This window comes from Caballeronia sp. LZ028 (genome assembly GCF_031451415.1).
GTDB lineage: Bacteria > Pseudomonadota > Gammaproteobacteria > Burkholderiales > Burkholderiaceae > Caballeronia > Caballeronia zhejiangensis.
In genome coordinates, this window is sequence record NZ_JARUXN010000004.1 from 769,023 (window position 1) to 785,228 (window position 16,206).

The following is a 16,206-nucleotide window of genomic DNA, read 5'->3' on the forward strand; positions in this document are numbered from 1 at the left end:
TCCTAGGGGCAATCCGCTGATTTGACGCAATAATTTACAAATCCACGAGACGGGCCGGATAAGCTCGGATGTTCCATCCGGGCGGGTCGTCCGTATCTGCTCGCTTTCCGTCTTCCGACTGTTGAACCGCCATGGTGACTCTGGTTAGCTGTTTCTCCGATCGCAACGCGACATCATCGCTCGACAATCACATCGAATATTGCCGGCGCGCGAACGCGAAGCATCGTTTCGAGCCGATATCCGGCTGCGTCGATTCGCTCGAATTGCGCACGCTCTACAAATACCAGTTGCTGAACGACGTACTGCGGGAGGCCGAAGAGGGCGAACTCGTCATTTTCGCCACGGAAAACGCGTTGTTCCTCCGCTTTCACGACTTCGAGCCGATCATGGCGGACCGCGACGTCCTGGTCACGAAAGGGCATTTCGGCATCAACACCGAGATGTTCGTGCTGCGAAACAATGAAGAGAACCGGCGCATGATTCGTGGCTTCGCCGCGCAATGCCGCAAATACTTCGAATACGGCAAGTTCGTCACGGAAGAGGAACTGCTCGAAGCCCTGCCGACCGTGCCCGACTGGGACGACCTGAACGGCGTGGTGCCGATCGCGTCGATGTGGGCGAGCCAGCATCCGGATATTCGTGGCCGCGAAGTCGTCGCGGTGTCGCTCGTCTACACGCCGCGCCTTTACAGCAAGTACGGGCCGCTGTGGCGCGCGGTGTTCGCGCGGCATGTGAGCGCGTGTCACGCGTCAGGCGATCTTCGCTTTTTCGACGATGCAGCGCCGATGTCGAGCGATTCGAACGAGCCGCTTTCGGTGTATCAGCCGGGACGTCCGATCGCGGTCGTGATGCTCTATACGCCCAACATCGCGAGCTATGCGCGCTTCGGCGAAGCGAGTCTGCGTGCGTACTGCGAGCAGCACGGTTATACGCTTTACGTGCATCGCGAAGTGCCGGCCGATTTCGGCCGCGATGCGTGCGGCAACTGGGCCAAGCCTTTTCTACTCAGCAAGTACCTGCCGCAGCACGAATGGGTTTTCTGGATGGACGCGGACATCATCGCGATGAACCGGAGCGTGAAACTGGAGAAGTTCACCGAAGGGCGCGAACGCGTGCTGACCGCGGACATCTGCGGCTGGCGTTTCAATTCGGGCGTAATGGGCTTTCGCAACACCGAAGCGAATACGAACGTGCTCGACGCCGTGCTGGCGAAGGTGCGCGAGATCGAGGACATCCAGTACACGTTTTCGAGTCAGGGCGACCAGTATGTGTTCATGGAGCAACTGATCGCGCACGGTCTGTGTCCCGAGATGGATTCGCCCGAACTCGTGAGCTTTCGCGAACTGAACACGCCCTGGTATTACGCGGACCGGAACACGTTCCTCTGTCACTTTCACGGCCTGAGCACCGAGATGCGGGCGCTGTTCATGTCGATGGATTCGGTGCCGGAAGGCGGCTTCGAAGCCATCGAACATGCGGCGCCGCGCACGCCGCTCCTGATCCGCAAACCCGCGTGATCGCGGCTTACGCGCCGGCCATCTTTCTCATCAGGCGCACGCGGGGATCGACTGCTTCCTGCAGCGCCGGCTCCTCCGCGAAATGCCAGGCGAGGCTGCGCGCACGCACGCGGCGCGTCGGCTTGACGTGCTGACGCCGGCGCACCAGCGAGCGCACGGCGCGCCCCAGCGCCAGATCGATGGCTCCGCGCCAGTCGCGCGCAATCGACGTCGCGACGACCTTGTTTTCCCGATTCAACTGCACTTCCACCTGACAGCGCTTGTCGACGCCGCCGCGCGGCCCGTTGATGTCCGACAAGCTGACGGTCGCCTTCGAGATCAGCCACGCGAGACGGCGAAAGACGAATTCGCTGCGCGCTTTCGCAAGCTCGTGCATCGCAATGGCTTCGGGGTCGCGGGACTTGAACAGGACTTTCACTGACGCCTCCTCGTTGAACATGGGTTCAGCGTAAAGGCCGGTCGCGATCCGAAAAAGCAGATTGAACGGAACGTGAGCTTCGAAAAAACCGAAGTTAGCTCGTGGCTCGCGCAAGCACCTGCTGAGTCAACGGATGATGCCGTCCGCGCCGCGACACGATCGCGTGCACTTCCTCTTTCACGTCCGGCGAGCGGCCGAGCCAGCGCAGTCCGCGCAACAGCGGCGCATCGCCCGCGCCGAATTCCGCGAGCGGAAACACCCCGAGGCCGCGCGCGCCGAACACGGCCATCAGCGCACTGTCCTCGAATTCGCCGACGATGCGCGGCGCGATGCCTTGCGCCTCCAGCCATCGATCGAGCCTTGCCCGCAGCGACGAATGGCCGGTCGGCAAAAGAATGGGCAGCGACGCGAGACTTTCAGGGAAACGATCGATCGCGCTCTTGCGCACGATCGAAGCCGGCCCGTACCAGTCGACCGGCGAGGCGATCAGCCGCTCGCTCGTGAGACGCAGATTGTGATTGTGCGGCGCGGGGTGGCTCGCGAGCACGAGATCGAGCCGATGCAGCGCCAGTTCGCCGAGCAGTTCGTCGGTCTCGCCTTCGTGACACAGAAGACGCAGCGACGGATTGCCGAGCACTGGCGCGAGCAGCGCGTGCGCAGCAAGCTTCGAAATGCCATCCGACAGGCCGACCGCGAGACGCGCGAGCGCGCCGCTCGCCGCCTCGCGCACTTCGTCCTGAATCGACTGCCCAATATGAAAGATTTCCTCCGCACGCGCGAAGGCCACCTGTCCCGCTTCGGTCATCGTGACGCCGCGGCCTTCCGGCTTGAGCAGTTGATGCCCGAGCGATTTTTCCAGCTCACGCACTTGCGCGCTGATGGTTTGAACCGCCATGTCGAGCCGTTCCGCTGCGCGCGCGAACCCGCCTTCCTTCACGACAACCCAGAAATAATGCAGATGACGATAGTTGAGCATGTGCCGTGCGTCCTTTTCGATACATCGAAAAAACCGAAGTAGGGCTTCGATTATCGCTGATTTTTTCGAGTACGAGTTCAGCCGATCATGGCGCGATACGTTCAATCAAAAACCCTGTTACTCATGGAATATCTCCTTTCGCTCGCCGCCGATCCCGCCGTCTGGGCCGCGCTCGTCACGCTGATCGTGATGGAAGTCGTGCTCGGCATCGACAATCTCGTCTTCATTTCGATTCTCAGCAACAAGCTGCCCGTGGCGCAACGCGCGCGCACGCAGCGCATCGGCATCATGCTCGCGCTCGTCATGCGGCTCGCGCTGCTCGGCACGGTCGCGTGGATCGCGCAACTGACCACGCCGGTGTTCTCCATGTTCGATCATGCGTTCTCGTGGCGCGACATCATCCTGCTCGCGGGCGGCCTGTTCCTCGTCTGGAAGGCGACCACGGAGATGCGTCATCACGTCGGACGCGAGCACGATGTCGTGCCCGGCGTCGCGTCGAGCGTCGGCGGAATGACGGCGTGGGCTGCGATCGGCCAGATCCTGCTGCTCGATCTCGTGTTTTCCGTCGACAGCATCATTACGGCGGTCGGCATGACCGAGCATCTGCCGATCATGTTTATCGCCGTCATCTTCGCCGTCGCGACAATGCTGTTCGCCGCGCAACCGCTCTCGCGTTTCATCGAACGCAATCCGACGGTCGTGACGCTCGCGCTCTCGTTCCTGCTCGTGATCGCGATGACGCTGATCGCCGAGGGTTTCGGCACGCACGTGCCGAAGGGCTACATCTACGCGGCGATGGGCTTCGCGGGATTCGTCGAAGGTTTGAACCTGCTTGCAAGGCGCGCGAAGGGCAAGCGCGAGGCGAGCGTTCCCGCGCGTAATTCCGCTTGCTTCTCGTCGTCCGAGTGACTACGTTATTCGTTAGCGAACGTCTAAGTTCTTTCGGGTCCCGAAATAATCAACCGACAAATTCGCGCGCGTCGCGGCCATGGCGACCAATCGTCGGCGGAATGCAGGCGACAGGAGCGAAGATGAGCCCGCATTGGGAGATCGGCAAGGTGAGCGAAGCGTTCGAGCCCATCGCGCGGATCGATCCATACATCGTGTGGGCGCACGCGACGCGCTATCGCGATCTCGGCGGCATGCCGCGCGGCCGAATTCCCATCGCCATCGAGATGAAGCAGGGCGGCGAGACCGCGCAGCAGTTCGCGCAGACGATCGAGCGTAACGGCTGGCAACGCTGGATCTGGATGTCGGCGCTCTATCGCGATCCGCCCGCGGGGCTCGAAGCGACGCGCTTCTGCACGGCTCACGTGACGCGCGAATTCTTCGCGCATCTGAACACCGATCTCGCGGGCAAGTTCGAGCGCTTCACGGAGGCGCTGGCGATTCCAACGCACGTCGATGCGCGTACGGAACGCGTGCCTGCCGATCATGCACCGATGCGCGAAGGGCTGGGCAATGCGATCGTCGGCGTGTGCGATGAAGATATCGCGTTCACGCATCCGCGATTCTCCGAGGATGCAAACGGAACGCGCACGCGCTTTCAATGCTTCTGGAATCAGAACGATCCCGCCGACTCCGCAGCCGGGCTCGGTTACGGAAGCGAGCTGCTCAAACATCAGATGGACGCGCTTCTGGGCGACGCGCGCCTTCATGCGGAAGCGGCGGGCGCATGCATGTACGATCCGTCGCGCACGCAATCGACAGCCGATTGCGACGCGCCCTTGCCGATGATCGGCGTGCAACTCAAACGACGCTATCGCACGATGCGCGACGCGTTCGGCCCTTGCCCCGATGCGGAAGTACTCGACGCCGTCCGCTATGTCGTGCAGCGCGCGCAGGACATCGGCAGTGCGGCGTGTCATGCGCTCGTCAGTCTGAATATCGGCAATGTCGCGTGGCAGCAGGACGGCAGCTCGCTCATCGAATGCGCGCTCGACGAACTGATGGACAGCGGCGCATGCTCGGTCGTGCTTCCGTCCGGCAATGTCGACTTGTCGCGCTGTCGCGGTGCATCGACGCTCGCGGAGCGCGCGGAATCGGAGTGGCGCTGGCGCGTGCGCGCGCATTCCGAATCGCCGAGTCTCGCGGAAATCTGGCTGTCGACCCGTGATGGAACGCCTAGCGTCGACGTGCAGATCGTGCCGCCCGACGACGTCGCGAGTGCATGGATCGGGCTCGGCAACGTCGGCACGTTTACGCGCGGCGGCGATCCCGTGTGCACCGTCGTGCATCTCGGGCGCGGCGCGCGCGGCGAAGGGCACATGATCCTCGTCGCGCTCGCGCCGACCGCCACGCGCAGCGGCGTGCGCCGCGCGACCGCGGGCGAGTGGCTCATCCGCCTGAGGAACAACGCGCGCGCGACCGTCACGGCCTATGCGTGGATGCAGCGCGACGAAACATGGGCGCGGGATCCTGCTCAACCGCGCGCATGAAGCGCGATGATCTCCTGAAGATCCAGGTCGTGCTCCAGCGAATGCAGAAGCTCGTCGTGGATTTCCCCCGCGCGATGCATCCGCAGCAACTCCGTGCGCCCGGCGGCAATCGCGGCGAGCACGACGTCGTAGTGCGCGTGGCGGGCATCCGTCGGGAACTCCTCCATGTCCTCGAAGCGCTTCGTGAGTCCCGCGCGATACGTGTATTGCTCGAGCAGTCGCGGATGGATCACATTGCCATCGGCGTCGTGCACCAGTGGCTGGATCGCCGCCAGTTGCGCGGTCTCCATGCGCGCCCACGCCTGCGGCTCGCTGAGATGGCGTGACGAGCGCTCGTGACCGCGCGTGAGCGACAACAGCGCGATGAGCGGGCCGATTGTCGCGCCCTGCAGGAGCACGGTGACGAGAATCACCGCGAAGCCGGCAAACACAATCAGATCGCGGCCGGGCATCGTCTCGGGCAACGAAAGTGCGACGGCAAGCGTCACCACGCCGCGCATGCCGGCCCAACTGACGACCGTGGCCGCGCGCCAGTCGGGAACGCCTGCGGCGTCCGCGCGCTTGCGTCCGGTGACGGTCCACGCGAGCCACTTCATCGCCTCGACGCCGAACACCCAGACAAAGCGCGAGAGGATCACGACCGCGATCACCGCCGCCGTCGCGGGTCCGAGGAGAGAGAATGCATCGCCGACGCCGCCGAGCCGCACCGCGATGCCGCGCAGCGACAGTCCGATCAGCACGAACACGAGCGCTTCCAGCACGAACACGACAACCTGCCAGAACGCCGTGCCGCGCATGCGCTGCGCCGCCGTGAACACTTCGTGCTGGTGCCAGCCGACGACCATGCCGCACGTGACCGTCGCGATGACGCTCGATACGCCGAGCTCCTCGCCCGCGATATAGCTGACCCACGACGTCAGCATCGACGTGGTGATGACGAGGTAATCGTCCTCGAGCGCGCGCATGAGCTTCACCGCGATGAAGCCCGCGACGATCCCGACGACGATGCCGCCGATCGCCAGCCCCGCGAAGCTCGCGACGGCGCGTGGCGCGCTGAACACGCCGCTCATCGCGGCCACGAGCGCGAAGCGGAAGAGCACGAGGCCGGCGGCGTCGTTGAGCAGGCTTTCGCCTTCGAGCAGCACCATCAGCCGACGCGGCAGCGCGACGCGCTCCAGCACGGCCTTGGCGGCGACCGCGTCGGGCGGCGAGACGACCGCGCCGAGCGCGAAGCACGCGGCCCAGGGAAGTTGCGGCACGACGAGATGTACCGCGACGCCGACGACGAGCGTCGTGAACGCGACCGCGCCGATCGCGAGCAGCAGAATGCCGCTCAGGTTCCGCTTGAAGTCGTCCCACACGAAGAAGTACGCGCCGTACATCAGGAGCGGTGGCAGGAACACGACGAGCACGAGCTCCGGGTCGAGCTCGAATTGCGGCAGGCCCGGCACGAACGCCATCGCGACGCCGCCGACGAGCAGTGCGGCCGCGGGCGGCAGGCGCACGCGCTTGGCGAGCACTTCGAGCGCGATGATGGCGATCAACGAGACGAGCACCAGATTGAATGCCGTAGCGGCGTGCATGGAATGTCCTCGGATTGTTTGGGATTTTTTTGCGGCAGTGCGCGGCGGCCCACGCAGATGACACGCCTCGCGCTGCTACCATCGACGCGGGACCGGGCCGCGAGCCGGGGTCATCGTATCCGAAAGGGAGGAGTAATGAGACGAAAGTCGTCGGGCGTGGCTGTGGCGGCCGTTCTGGTGGGCGTCGCCGTGGCGGCTGTGGTCTATATCGCGAGCTTCGGCCGTTCGCGTCATGCGGATGCCCCCGTGCCGACGCCTTCCGTGCTCGCCGCGCAAGACGGCGCCGCGAGCGCGGCCGCTTTCGGCGACGCGCCGAAGCATCCGGAGACCGCACCGGGCGACCGGACCGCCGCGCGCTGATTCGCACTGTCTAGCGTTTGTCGCACGCATCGTAGCGGCCGCGTTCGACAGGAATATGACTTGCTCGATTTCCGACGATGTCATTCCACGCTCGTCGGGAGCACTTCGCGATGGGACACCATCCTGAGCAGATTCCACCGGCCGCGCTGCCCGTCGACGGGCGCGGCATGATCGGCAACATGAAGACGGCGGCGCTCGTGTCGCTTTGCGGCGCGATCGACTTCATGTGTTTCCCGCGCATCGACTCGCCCACGGTCTTCGCCGCGCTGCTCGATGGCGATCGCGGCGGCGCTTTCGCCATCACGCCGCGCGCGCCCAACGCGAACGTCAAGCAGATGTATCTGCCCGAAACGAACGTGCTCCTCACGCGTTTCATGACCGGCGACGGCGTGTGCGAGCTGCTCGATCTGATGCCGGTCGCATCGAACGCGACGCGCGCCGATGCGTTGCCGAACTGCGTGCTGCGCATCGTGCGACTCGTCTTCGGACGCATGACGCTCGACGTGCGCTGCGATCCGCGCTTCGATTACGCGCGCGCGAAGCACACGGCCCATGCGGTGGAGAAGGGCGTCGAATTCATGCGCGACGACGGTGCGCCGTCGTTGCGGCTGCGCTCGAATGTGCCGCTTACGATCGACGGCCAGAGCGCATGCGCGACGCTGAATCTGGAAGAAGGCGCTTGCGCCTGCTTCGTGCTCGGCGAGGCCGAAGGGCTCGCCGACATCGACGCGAATCACGACTCGATCCTCACCGAGACCATCGATTACTGGAAGGAATGGTCGTCGCGTTCGACGTATCGCGGGCGCTATCGCGAAGTCGTGCTGCGCTCGGCGTTGACCTTGAAGATGCTGAGTTCGGAAGAATTCGGCGCGATCGTCGCCGCGCCGACCTTCGGCTTGCCCGAGGCGCAAGACGGTTCGCGCCGCTGGGATTATCGCTTCACGTGGATACGCGACGCCGCGTTCTCCGTCTACGCGCTGCTGCGCCTCGGCTACACCGGCGAGGCGGAACGCTTCATGAAGTGGATCGCCGAGCGCAGCCGCGATTGCAGCGCGCACGGCCAGTTGCGTGTGATGTATTCCGTCGATGGCGCCGACGCGCCCGAAGAAAGCGAGCTGAAGAGTCTCGTCGGCGAAGTGCCGGGACGGATCGTGATCGGCAACGGAGCGCGCGAGCAGGTTCAGCTCGATGTCTACGGCGCGCTGCTCGATTCCGTCTATCTCTACAACAAGTACGGCGCGGCCATCTCCTACGATGGCTGGCGTCACGTGACGCGCACAGTCGATTACGTCGTCGAACACTGGCGCGAGCCGGACAACGGCATCTGGGAGTTTCGCAACGGCACGCGCGCATTGCTGCATTCGCGTCTGATGTGCTGGGTGACGGTGGATCGCGCGCTGCGGCTTGCAGAAAAGCGCTCGTTGCCCGCGCCGCTTGCGCGCTGGTTCGAAACGCGCGATGAAATCCATCGCGACATTCACGAACAGTTCTGGAACGACGACATCGAGAGTTTCGTGCAGACGCCCGGCTCCGACACGCTCGACGCCTCTGCATTGATGATGCCGCTCGTGCGCTTCATCGGCCCGAAAGATCCGCGCTGGATCGGCACGCTCGATGCAATCGGCCGCGAGTTGCGCGTCGATCCGCTGATCTTCCGCTATACGCGCGGCTCGACGCTCGATGGCTTGCCCGGCACCGAGGGCGGCTTCTCCGCGTGCTCGTTCTGGTATGCGGAGGCGCTCGCGCGCGCCGGACGTGTCGACGAAGGCCGGCTCGTGTTCGAGAAGATGCTCGCCTACGCGAATCATCTCGGGCTCTTCTCGGAGGAAGTGGCGACGAGCGGCGAGGCGCTCGGCAATTTTCCGCAGGCGCTGACGCATCTCGCGCTCATCAGCGCGGCGTATCAGCTCGACAGGAATCTCGATCGCGTGCACGTTCCCTGGACGTGATCGCATGAAGAGAAGAGGACGGGCGCGACCCCGTCCTTTGCCGATCAGTCGTACAGCACGGCGGCGATCTTCGGATCGTTCATGTTGGACTTGTCGTACCAGTAGAAGCCGGTATCGACCTTCTTCGGCAGCTTTTCGCCCTTGAGCGCCTTCATCGCCGAATCGACGACGCACCTGCCGATGCCGACCGGATTCTGCGTGATCGCACCCGCCATGAGGCCCGACATGATGTCTTCCTTCTGCTCCTTGCCCGAGTCGTAGCCAATCAGCACGAGCTTCTTGCCCGATTCCTTGATGCCGATAGCCGCGCCCGCGGCCGAACCTTCATTGGCGCCGAAGATGCCCTTGATGTTCGGATTGGCCTGAATCATCGCCTTCGCGATCTCCGCCGACTTCAGATGATCGCCGCCGCCATACTGCACCGATACGATCTTGATGTTCGGATGCTTGGACTTCATCTGATTGAGGAAGCCGTCGCGCCGGTCGATGCCGGTGCGGCTCGTCTGATCGTGAACGATGACGCCCACTTCGCCCGCATTGCCGATGGCTTCCGCCATCTTGTCGGCGGCGAGCGCGGCGGCGGCGAGATTGTCGGTGGCGCAGGTGGTGAGCGGAATGTCGCTATCCACGCCCGAGTCGAATGCGATCACCGGAATCTTCTGGTTCTGCGCCCGCTTGAGCAGCGGAACGGCGGCCTTGCTGTCGAGCGCGGCGATGCCGATCGCCTGCGGCTTCTTCGCGAGCGCTGCGGAGAGCATGTCGATTTGCTTGTCGACCATCGCTTCGGTTTCGGGGCCTTCGAACGTGATGCGCGCTTTCTGCTCTTTCGCGGCCTGTTCCGCGCCCGATTTCACGGCTTGCCAGAACTGATGCTGGAAGCCTTTCGATATCAGCGGAATATACGGCTCGTCCGCATACGCGGCGCTCGTTGCGCCGACGAGCGCGCCCGCTCCGATCAGTGCGCCGATGATTCTTCTTTTCAGCATGATGGATCTCCTCCAAAGGTCAGGTTATCGATTTGTGCTCGCCGTGCGAGCTTTGATGCTCCCTGTCACGCTCCGCCTTTCTTGCGCCGCAGAATGTCCGCATACACCGCGAGAATGATGATGAGGCCGGTCACGACGATCTGCCATTCCTGAGCGACCGACATGATGCGCAAGCCGTTGGTCAGCACGCTCATGATGAACGCGCCGATGATCGTGCCGAGTATCGTTCCCGAGCCGCCCGATAGCGACGTGCCGCCGATGACGACCGCCGCGATCGCATCGAGTTCGTAGCCTTGTCCGAGCGCGGGCTGCGCCGAATTCAGCCGCGAGGCGATAAGCAGTCCGGCGATGCCGCAAATCGCGCCGCCCAGACCGTAGATGGCGATCTTCCATCGGTCCACGTTCACGCCCGAAAGACGCACCGCTTCCTCGTTGCTGCCGAGCGCGAACGTATAGCGCCCGAGCGCGGTGCGATTGAGCGTGATGGCGCTCGCAATCGCGAGAAAGAACAGGATCAGCACCGCGTTCGGAATCGGCACGCTCGGCAGGAAATAACCGATAAGCGAGTCCTGCGAGATCATGTAGAAGTTTTCGGTGTCGGTGAAGTAGATCGGCTTGTCGGACGCGACGACGAGCGATAAGCCCTTCAGCAGCATCATCATGCCGAGCGTCGCGATGAAGGGCGGGATCTTCATCTTCGCGGTCAGCGTGCCCGAGATGGTTCCGCATATCGCGCCGGTGACAATCGCGGCGATCACGCCGATCCACATCGGCAAATGCCAGTAGGTGAGGAACACGCCGCATATCACGGCGGTGAAGGTCATCAACGTGCCGACGGACAAGTCGATGCCGCCCGTGATGATGACGAACGTGGCCGCGATCGCGAGCACGCCGTTGACCGCCGTCGCCTGCAGGATGCCGAGGATGTTGTCCATCTGCATGAACGCGGGCGACGCGAAGCTGAAGAACGCCAGCAGCAGGATGAGGCTCGCGAACGCCAGCAGCTTCTGCAATGCAGTAGGCGAAAACACGCGCGCGCGCAGGCCGCCAATGCGTCGTTCGTTGGTGAGCGGCGCGGTATCCGTGGGTTGTGTCATGAGTTGACCTCGTGTGTTCGAAAGTCCGGCTTATGCCGCTTGCAAAGATTCGCGCCGCGTCGCGAGCTGCATGATGCGCTCTTGCGTCGCTTCGCCCGATGACAGCTCTCCGGTGATGCGCCCCTCGCACATCACGACGATGCGATCGCTCATGCGCAGCACTTCCGGAAGCTCCGACGAAATCATCACGATGGCCTTTCCTTCCTGCGCCAGCGCGCGCAACAGCTTGTAGATCTCGCTCTTCGCGCCGACATCGATGCCGCGCGTCGGCTCGTCGAAGAACAGCACGTCGCAATCGCGCTCGAGCCACTTCGCGATGACGATCTTCTGCTGATTGCCGCCCGAAAGCAGGCGCGCGGGCTGAGTAGGCGAGGGCGTGCGGATCGCGAGCAGCTTGATGAAATGCGCGGCCGTCTTGCGAATCTTCGCGCGGCGCAGGAACATGCGGCCCGCGAGAAACTTGCCGAGGTTCGACATCACGATGTTCGATTCGACGTCCATGCCCGTTGCGAGACCGAAGCGCTTGCGGTCTTCCGACAGGTAGCCGATGCCGCGCCTCACCGCATCGCTCGGCTTTCTGATCGCGGCCTTCGCGCCTTTGACGAAAATCTCTCCCGATTCCACCGGGTCCGCGCCGAACACCGCGCGCGCGACTTCGGTGCGACCCGCGCCCATCAGGCCGGCGAAGCCGAGGATTTCACCGCGATGCAACTTGAAACTGACGTCCCGTACCAGCGGCCCGGCGTTCAGATGACGCACCTCGAGCGCCACTTCGCCCTGATGCGCGCCGCCGAGAAACGACGTGAGGTCAGTGAGCGTTCTGCCGACCATCATGCCGATGATCGTCTCGACGCTCGTCTCATGCGTGTTCACGGTCGCGACATATTCGCCGTCGCGCATCACGGTCACGCGATCGGAAATCTGCTTCAACTCGTCCATCTTGTGCGAGATATAGACGATGCCGACACCGCGCTCCTTCAATTGCCGGATGATGCGAAACAGCTCGGCGATTTCCGCATCGTTGAGCGCGGAAGTCGGCTCGTCCATGATGAGCACCCGCGATTCGAAGGACAGCGCCTTGGCGATCTCGACCATCTGCTGGCTCGCGACCGTGAGCGTGCCGACGACGGTGCGCGGATCGAGATTCACATGCATGCGAGCGAGAATCGCTCGGGCGTCGTCGTTGAGCTTGTCTTCGTCGAGCAACAAGCCCATGAGCTTACGAGGCTCGCGGCCGATGAAGATGTTCTGCGCGATCGTCAGATGATTCATCAGTTGCAGTTCCTGATGAATGATGCCGATGCCCGATGCCTGCGCCTCGCGTGGACTCGTGAAGTCGACCGGCTTGCCGTCGACGAACATGTCGCCGGAATCGCGCGTGTACACGCCCGCGAGAATCTTCATGAGCGTGGACTTGCCCGCGCCGTTTTCGCCCATCAACGCATGGACCTCGCCCGGCATGACGTCGAAGCGCACTTCATGCAGCGCGCGCACGCCCGGAAAGCGCTTGCTCAACTGATTGACGGAGATGAGGGGTGTCATGGATGTGGCATGAATGCTCGGTTTCGTTGGACCTGTCATACGTGCGTCGAACGGCTATGGCGCGAACTGGTCGGGCCGTTCCTGCGCCGAACGGCGCAATTCCGCGACGACCTGATCGAGATGATCGTGCATCGCCTTCGCGGCAGTGTCGGCGTCGCCGCTGCGAATGGCGTCGAAGATGCGTTCGTGTTCATCGAGCGTATGGACGAGGCGCTCCGGACTCGCGAGAAGCTGTCTCGCGCGATCGAGCGCGCTGCGCGACACGGCGACGATCTCCTTCACGCGCGGCAGGTTGATCGCGTCGAGCAGGATTTCGTGGAAGGCGAGATCGAGCGTATGGAAGGCGAGACGCTGATCGGTCTTCAGCATCATCCGTTGCTGTTCGAGATTGAGCGCGAGCGCGTCGAGCGTCGCGGCCTCGCGAATGCGGGCGACGCCGCGCACCGTCTCGACTTCGAGCGCGCTGCGAATGAACAGATGCTGATGAATGTCTTCGAGCGCGATGGGCTTCACGCGCGTGCCGCGCTGCGGCAACACTTCGACAAGACCTGCGTGCTCGAGCCGGGCCAGCGCGGCGGAAACCGGAAATCGCGAGACGCCCATGCGCTCGCAGACGGCCAGTTTGTCGATCATCATCCCAGGCTCCAGCGCCAGCGTGACGATAGCTTCCCGCAACGCTGCCTCGACTGCATCGGTCAGGCTGCCGCGTTCGCCGCTGCCGATCTTGTGCAGTGCATCATAGGGAGTGCTGACGGTCGTCGCTGTATCGAGAGACGTGTTCACCGGCGCTTGATTTTCGAGATGGATGCTAGCATGCTAGAAAGCATCGACGGCGTTGTCAACGCGTGCATATGCCTAGTTCGAAGATTGGGACGTAGCGACTTTTTCATCGGTTAAATCGCAGACTCGACTTGGTCGACGACGCTTTCGGAGGGCGTTCATATGACAACGATCACCAGGCTGTCCGTGAGGGACATTCGCTTTCCCACATCGCGTTCGCTCGATGGCTCGGATGCGATGAACGCGGCGCCGGACTATTCCGCTACCTACGTCACGCTCGAAACCGATTCACCGGAAGGGCACACGGGCCACGGCCTGACGTTCACGATCGGCCGTGGCAACGAGATCTGCGTGGCAGCCGTGAATGCGCTGGCGCCGCAAATCGTAGGGAAGAAGCTCGCGGACATCACCGCGAACATGGGTGCGTTCTGGCGTGAATTCACGTCGGATAGCCAGTTGCGGTGGATCGGCCCGGACAAGGGCGCGATCCATCTCGCGACGGCCGCGGTCGTCAACGCGGCATGGGACCTGTGGGCGAAGTCGGAGGGCAAGCCGGTGTGGAAGCTGCTCGTCGACATGACGCCGGAAGAGCTCGTGCGTTGCCTCGACTTCCGTTACGTGACCGACGCCATCACGCCGTATGAGGCTATCGCGATTCTGAAGCGTCATGAAAAGACGCGCGGCGAACGTGTGAAGGAAATGCTCGAACAAGGTTATCCGGGCTATACGACGTCGGCGGGCTGGCTTGGCTACGACGACGACAAGATCCGCCGGCTCGCGCGTGAAGGCGTCGCGCAAGGATGGACGCATTTCAAGCAGAAGGTCGGCGGAAACATCGAGGAAGACGTGCGGCGCGCGCGCATCTTGCGTGAAGAGATCGGCGAAAAATCGAAGCTGATGATGGACGCCAATCAGGTATGGGACGTCGACGAAGCCGTGACCAACATGCGACGTCTCGCGGAGTTCAATCCATGGTGGATCGAAGAGCCGACGAGTCCCGACGATGTGCTCGGGCACGCGGCCATCCGCCAGCGCCTGAGTCCGCTGATCGGCGTGGCGACGGGCGAGCACTGCCAGAACCGCGTGATGTTCAAGCAGCTATTGCAGGCCGAGGCGATCGACTTCTGTCAGATCGACAGTTGCCGTCTTGGCGGGCTGAACGAGGTGATCGTCGTGCTGCTGATGGCGGCGAAGTTCGGCGTGCCGGTGTGTCCGCATGCGGGCGGCGTCGGGCTGTGTGAGTACGTGCAGCACATTTCGATCTTCGACTATGTTTGCGTGTCGGCGTCGCTGGAGAATCGCGTGCTCGAATATGTCGATCATCTGCACGAGCATTTTGTCGATCCGGTCGTGATCCGCAATGGGCGATACATGCCGCCGCAGAAACCGGGCTACAGCATCGAGATGAAAGCGTCGTCGCTCGACAGGCATCGCTTTCCGGACGGTGAGGCGTGGCAGGGTTTGAAAAGGAGTTGATGATCGTTTGGCTACGGGCCATGCGGGGTGATACCGGCGGCTCGTGGCGGCTGACGCGCGGTATGGCTGCGGTGTTTCCCACTTGGGACCTACAAATAATGTCAAAGCAAAATTGAAATGTCGTACCACCGGCTAAATACAGATGTCGTGTTTTTGATGTGTGATTGGCTCTGTTTTCAACGGTTTGAATCCACGTAGTCTTGAAGATTGTCTTGATCCGACCGGGGCGTTTCAGACTGTTCAGCGAGTGCGAGCAGACCGTTGGCCAGGTGTTGAGGGCGTCTTGGATTGCTGCGCCACCTGCACGATTACTTGATCCAGATCGGCTCGGGTGAATGCGCGCGACTTCTTCGTGCCGGGCAAGGGCTTGGGAGTGCGCACCGCGGCACCTCGGTTTGTGCGAGACGGCGAGCCTGAGATCCGACGGTTATCGCGCTGCGCCTGTAACGCTCGCGCGACCTGCAACGCATGACCAAGACGCTTGTTCTCGATTATCGCGCCTTGGTCAATGTCGGCGAGCTTGTCATACGGCACAGCATGCAGCACGCTGCCGTCAGCGCGGATTTCGAGGCGCCCATCTGGGTATTCCCACACGTCGATGTAGCGGCCGATCAGCCTGCGATTCGCTGCCGTGTCATCGAGCAGCCAGAGTACGCGGTCGTTCAGCAACGTCAGCGCATCCGATACCTTACGCTGTACCCGCCAAGTCAAAACCGCGTCGAGATTCTCGTCATCGCGCAGCGGCCGGTGGGCGTCGTACGCGCTTCTTGGCGGCTTTGCGAAGCGCGCGTTATAGGCCGCCATGAAAACGCAGGCAAACGCGTTTGCAGCTGCAATGGTGCTGATATCACGCAAACGCAGCTCCTTCACCAGGCGATCCTGCAGCGTCAGATGAGCCCGTTCGACGCGTCCCTTGGCGGGGCTGCTGTTGGCGCAAAATGTGTCGATGTTGAGCTCGTACATTGCACGACCAAACTGGGTGACGCCTTTGCCCGCCGTCTCCTCGCGCTTGTGGACGTAGAACACGCTCGCGCGGTCGCTATAGAATGCCACCGGCTTACCGTGGCGTTCGAGATACGCGCGC

The 16,206-nt window shown here is 63.0% G+C and carries 13 protein-coding genes and 1 pseudogene; 6 read left to right on the forward strand and 8 right to left on the reverse strand.

The annotated features are described in order from the left end of the window. Nucleotides 1-131: 131 nt before the first annotated feature. On the forward strand, nucleotides 132-1,517 hold the full coding sequence (locus QCE58_RS26315; protein ID WP_250521670.1) for a hypothetical protein: 1,386 nt from the start codon (nucleotides 132-134) through the stop codon (nucleotides 1,515-1,517). 7 nt (nucleotides 1,518-1,524) lie between these two features. Here the strand turns inward: QCE58_RS26315 and QCE58_RS26320 are convergent, their stop codons facing one another. Both QCE58_RS26320 and QCE58_RS26325 read right to left on the reverse strand, forming a co-directional pair. Further along, entirely contained in the window at nucleotides 1,525-1,935 is a 411-nt protein-coding gene (locus tag QCE58_RS26320) for an HPF/RaiA family ribosome-associated protein (protein WP_008353363.1), read from the reverse strand. Between the two features lie 94 nt (nucleotides 1,936-2,029). Then, nucleotides 2,030-2,911, reverse strand: a complete 882-nt coding sequence (locus QCE58_RS26325) for a LysR family transcriptional regulator (protein ID WP_008353361.1) — start codon at nucleotides 2,909-2,911, stop codon at nucleotides 2,030-2,032. 123 nt (nucleotides 2,912-3,034) lie between these two features. On the opposite strand from QCE58_RS26325, the gene QCE58_RS26330 reads away from it, so the two are divergent. Then, on the forward strand, nucleotides 3,035-3,820 hold the full coding sequence (locus tag QCE58_RS26330; protein WP_008353360.1) for a TerC family protein: 786 nt from the start codon (nucleotides 3,035-3,037) through the stop codon (nucleotides 3,818-3,820). Between the two features lie 122 nt (nucleotides 3,821-3,942). Beyond that, nucleotides 3,943-5,349: a hypothetical protein gene (locus QCE58_RS26335; RefSeq protein WP_250521671.1), complete on the forward strand. Its 1,407-nt coding sequence runs from the start codon at nucleotides 3,943-3,945 to the stop codon at nucleotides 5,347-5,349. Here QCE58_RS26335 and QCE58_RS26340 read toward each other — a convergent pair. Continuing rightward, complete coding sequence (locus QCE58_RS26340) at nucleotides 5,334-6,932, reverse strand: Na+/H+ antiporter (RefSeq protein ID WP_175979337.1); 1,599 nt, start codon at nucleotides 6,930-6,932, stop codon at nucleotides 5,334-5,336. The two genes, QCE58_RS26335 and QCE58_RS26340, sit on opposite strands and share 16 nt — an antisense overlap. 135 nt (nucleotides 6,933-7,067) lie before the next feature. Here QCE58_RS26340 and QCE58_RS26345 point away from each other — a divergent pair, with 135 nt between their 5' ends. Together QCE58_RS26345 and QCE58_RS26350 are read left to right on the forward strand one after the other, a co-directional pair. Further along, nucleotides 7,068-7,292, forward strand: coding sequence for a hypothetical protein (locus tag QCE58_RS26345; RefSeq protein ID WP_008353357.1), 225 nt, complete (start codon nucleotides 7,068-7,070; stop codon nucleotides 7,290-7,292). A 110-nt stretch (nucleotides 7,293-7,402) separates the two neighbouring features. Further along, nucleotides 7,403-9,241, forward strand: coding sequence for a glycoside hydrolase family 15 protein (locus QCE58_RS26350; RefSeq protein WP_175979338.1), 1,839 nt, complete (start codon nucleotides 7,403-7,405; stop codon nucleotides 9,239-9,241). A 44-nt stretch (nucleotides 9,242-9,285) separates the two neighbouring features. On the opposite strand, the gene QCE58_RS26355 is transcribed toward QCE58_RS26350, so the two are convergent. The 4 genes from QCE58_RS26355 to QCE58_RS26370 form a co-directional block, all read right to left on the reverse strand. Next, nucleotides 9,286-10,227: an ABC transporter substrate-binding protein gene (locus tag QCE58_RS26355; protein ID WP_008353355.1), complete on the reverse strand. Its 942-nt coding sequence runs from the start codon at nucleotides 10,225-10,227 to the stop codon at nucleotides 9,286-9,288. A gap of 65 nt (nucleotides 10,228-10,292) precedes the next feature. Continuing rightward, entirely contained in the window at nucleotides 10,293-11,324 is a 1,032-nt protein-coding gene (locus QCE58_RS26360) for an ABC transporter permease (protein ID WP_008353353.1), read from the reverse strand. A gap of 30 nt (nucleotides 11,325-11,354) precedes the next feature. Further along, a complete protein-coding gene (locus QCE58_RS26365) occupies nucleotides 11,355-12,866 on the reverse strand; it encodes a sugar ABC transporter ATP-binding protein (protein WP_008353351.1) in 1,512 nt (503 codons plus the stop codon). A 54-nt stretch (nucleotides 12,867-12,920) separates the two neighbouring features. Then, entirely contained in the window at nucleotides 12,921-13,649 is a 729-nt protein-coding gene (locus QCE58_RS26370) for a GntR family transcriptional regulator (RefSeq protein WP_175979340.1), read from the reverse strand. 159 nt (nucleotides 13,650-13,808) lie between these two features. Between QCE58_RS26370 and QCE58_RS26375 the strand changes: the two genes are divergently transcribed. Beyond that, complete coding sequence (locus QCE58_RS26375; protein ID WP_250521672.1) at nucleotides 13,809-15,122, forward strand: L-fuconate dehydratase; 1,314 nt, start codon at nucleotides 13,809-13,811, stop codon at nucleotides 15,120-15,122. 240 nt (nucleotides 15,123-15,362) lie between these two features. Here the strand turns inward: QCE58_RS26375 and QCE58_RS26380 are convergent. Continuing rightward, nucleotides 15,363-16,206: pseudogene (locus tag QCE58_RS26380) on the reverse strand (ISNCY family transposase); the annotation flags it as partial.

What these genes read in the sequence shown, in the direction of transcription:
- QCE58_RS26315 (WP_250521670.1), top strand. Translation starts at nt 132, where the DNA reads ATGGTGACTCTGGTTAGCTGTTTCTCCGATCGCAACGCGACATCATCG.
- QCE58_RS26325 (WP_008353361.1), bottom strand. Translation starts at nt 2,911, where the DNA reads ATGCTCAACTATCGTCATCTGCATTATTTCTGGGTTGTCGTGAAGGAA.
- QCE58_RS26330 (WP_008353360.1), top strand. Translation starts at nt 3,035, where the DNA reads ATGGAATATCTCCTTTCGCTCGCCGCCGATCCCGCCGTCTGGGCCGCG.
- QCE58_RS26335 (WP_250521671.1), top strand. Translation starts at nt 3,943, where the DNA reads ATGAGCCCGCATTGGGAGATCGGCAAGGTGAGCGAAGCGTTCGAGCCC.
- QCE58_RS26340 (WP_175979337.1), bottom strand. Translation starts at nt 6,932, where the DNA reads ATGCACGCCGCTACGGCATTCAATCTGGTGCTCGTCTCGTTGATCGCC.
- QCE58_RS26345 (WP_008353357.1), top strand. Translation starts at nt 7,068, where the DNA reads ATGAGACGAAAGTCGTCGGGCGTGGCTGTGGCGGCCGTTCTGGTGGGC.
- QCE58_RS26350 (WP_175979338.1), top strand. Translation starts at nt 7,403, where the DNA reads ATGGGACACCATCCTGAGCAGATTCCACCGGCCGCGCTGCCCGTCGAC.
- QCE58_RS26355 (WP_008353355.1), bottom strand. Translation starts at nt 10,227, where the DNA reads ATGCTGAAAAGAAGAATCATCGGCGCACTGATCGGAGCGGGCGCGCTC.
- QCE58_RS26360 (WP_008353353.1), bottom strand. Translation starts at nt 11,324, where the DNA reads ATGACACAACCCACGGATACCGCGCCGCTCACCAACGAACGACGCATT.
- QCE58_RS26365 (WP_008353351.1), bottom strand. Translation starts at nt 12,866, where the DNA reads ATGACACCCCTCATCTCCGTCAATCAGTTGAGCAAGCGCTTTCCGGGC.
- QCE58_RS26375 (WP_250521672.1), top strand. Translation starts at nt 13,809, where the DNA reads ATGACAACGATCACCAGGCTGTCCGTGAGGGACATTCGCTTTCCCACA.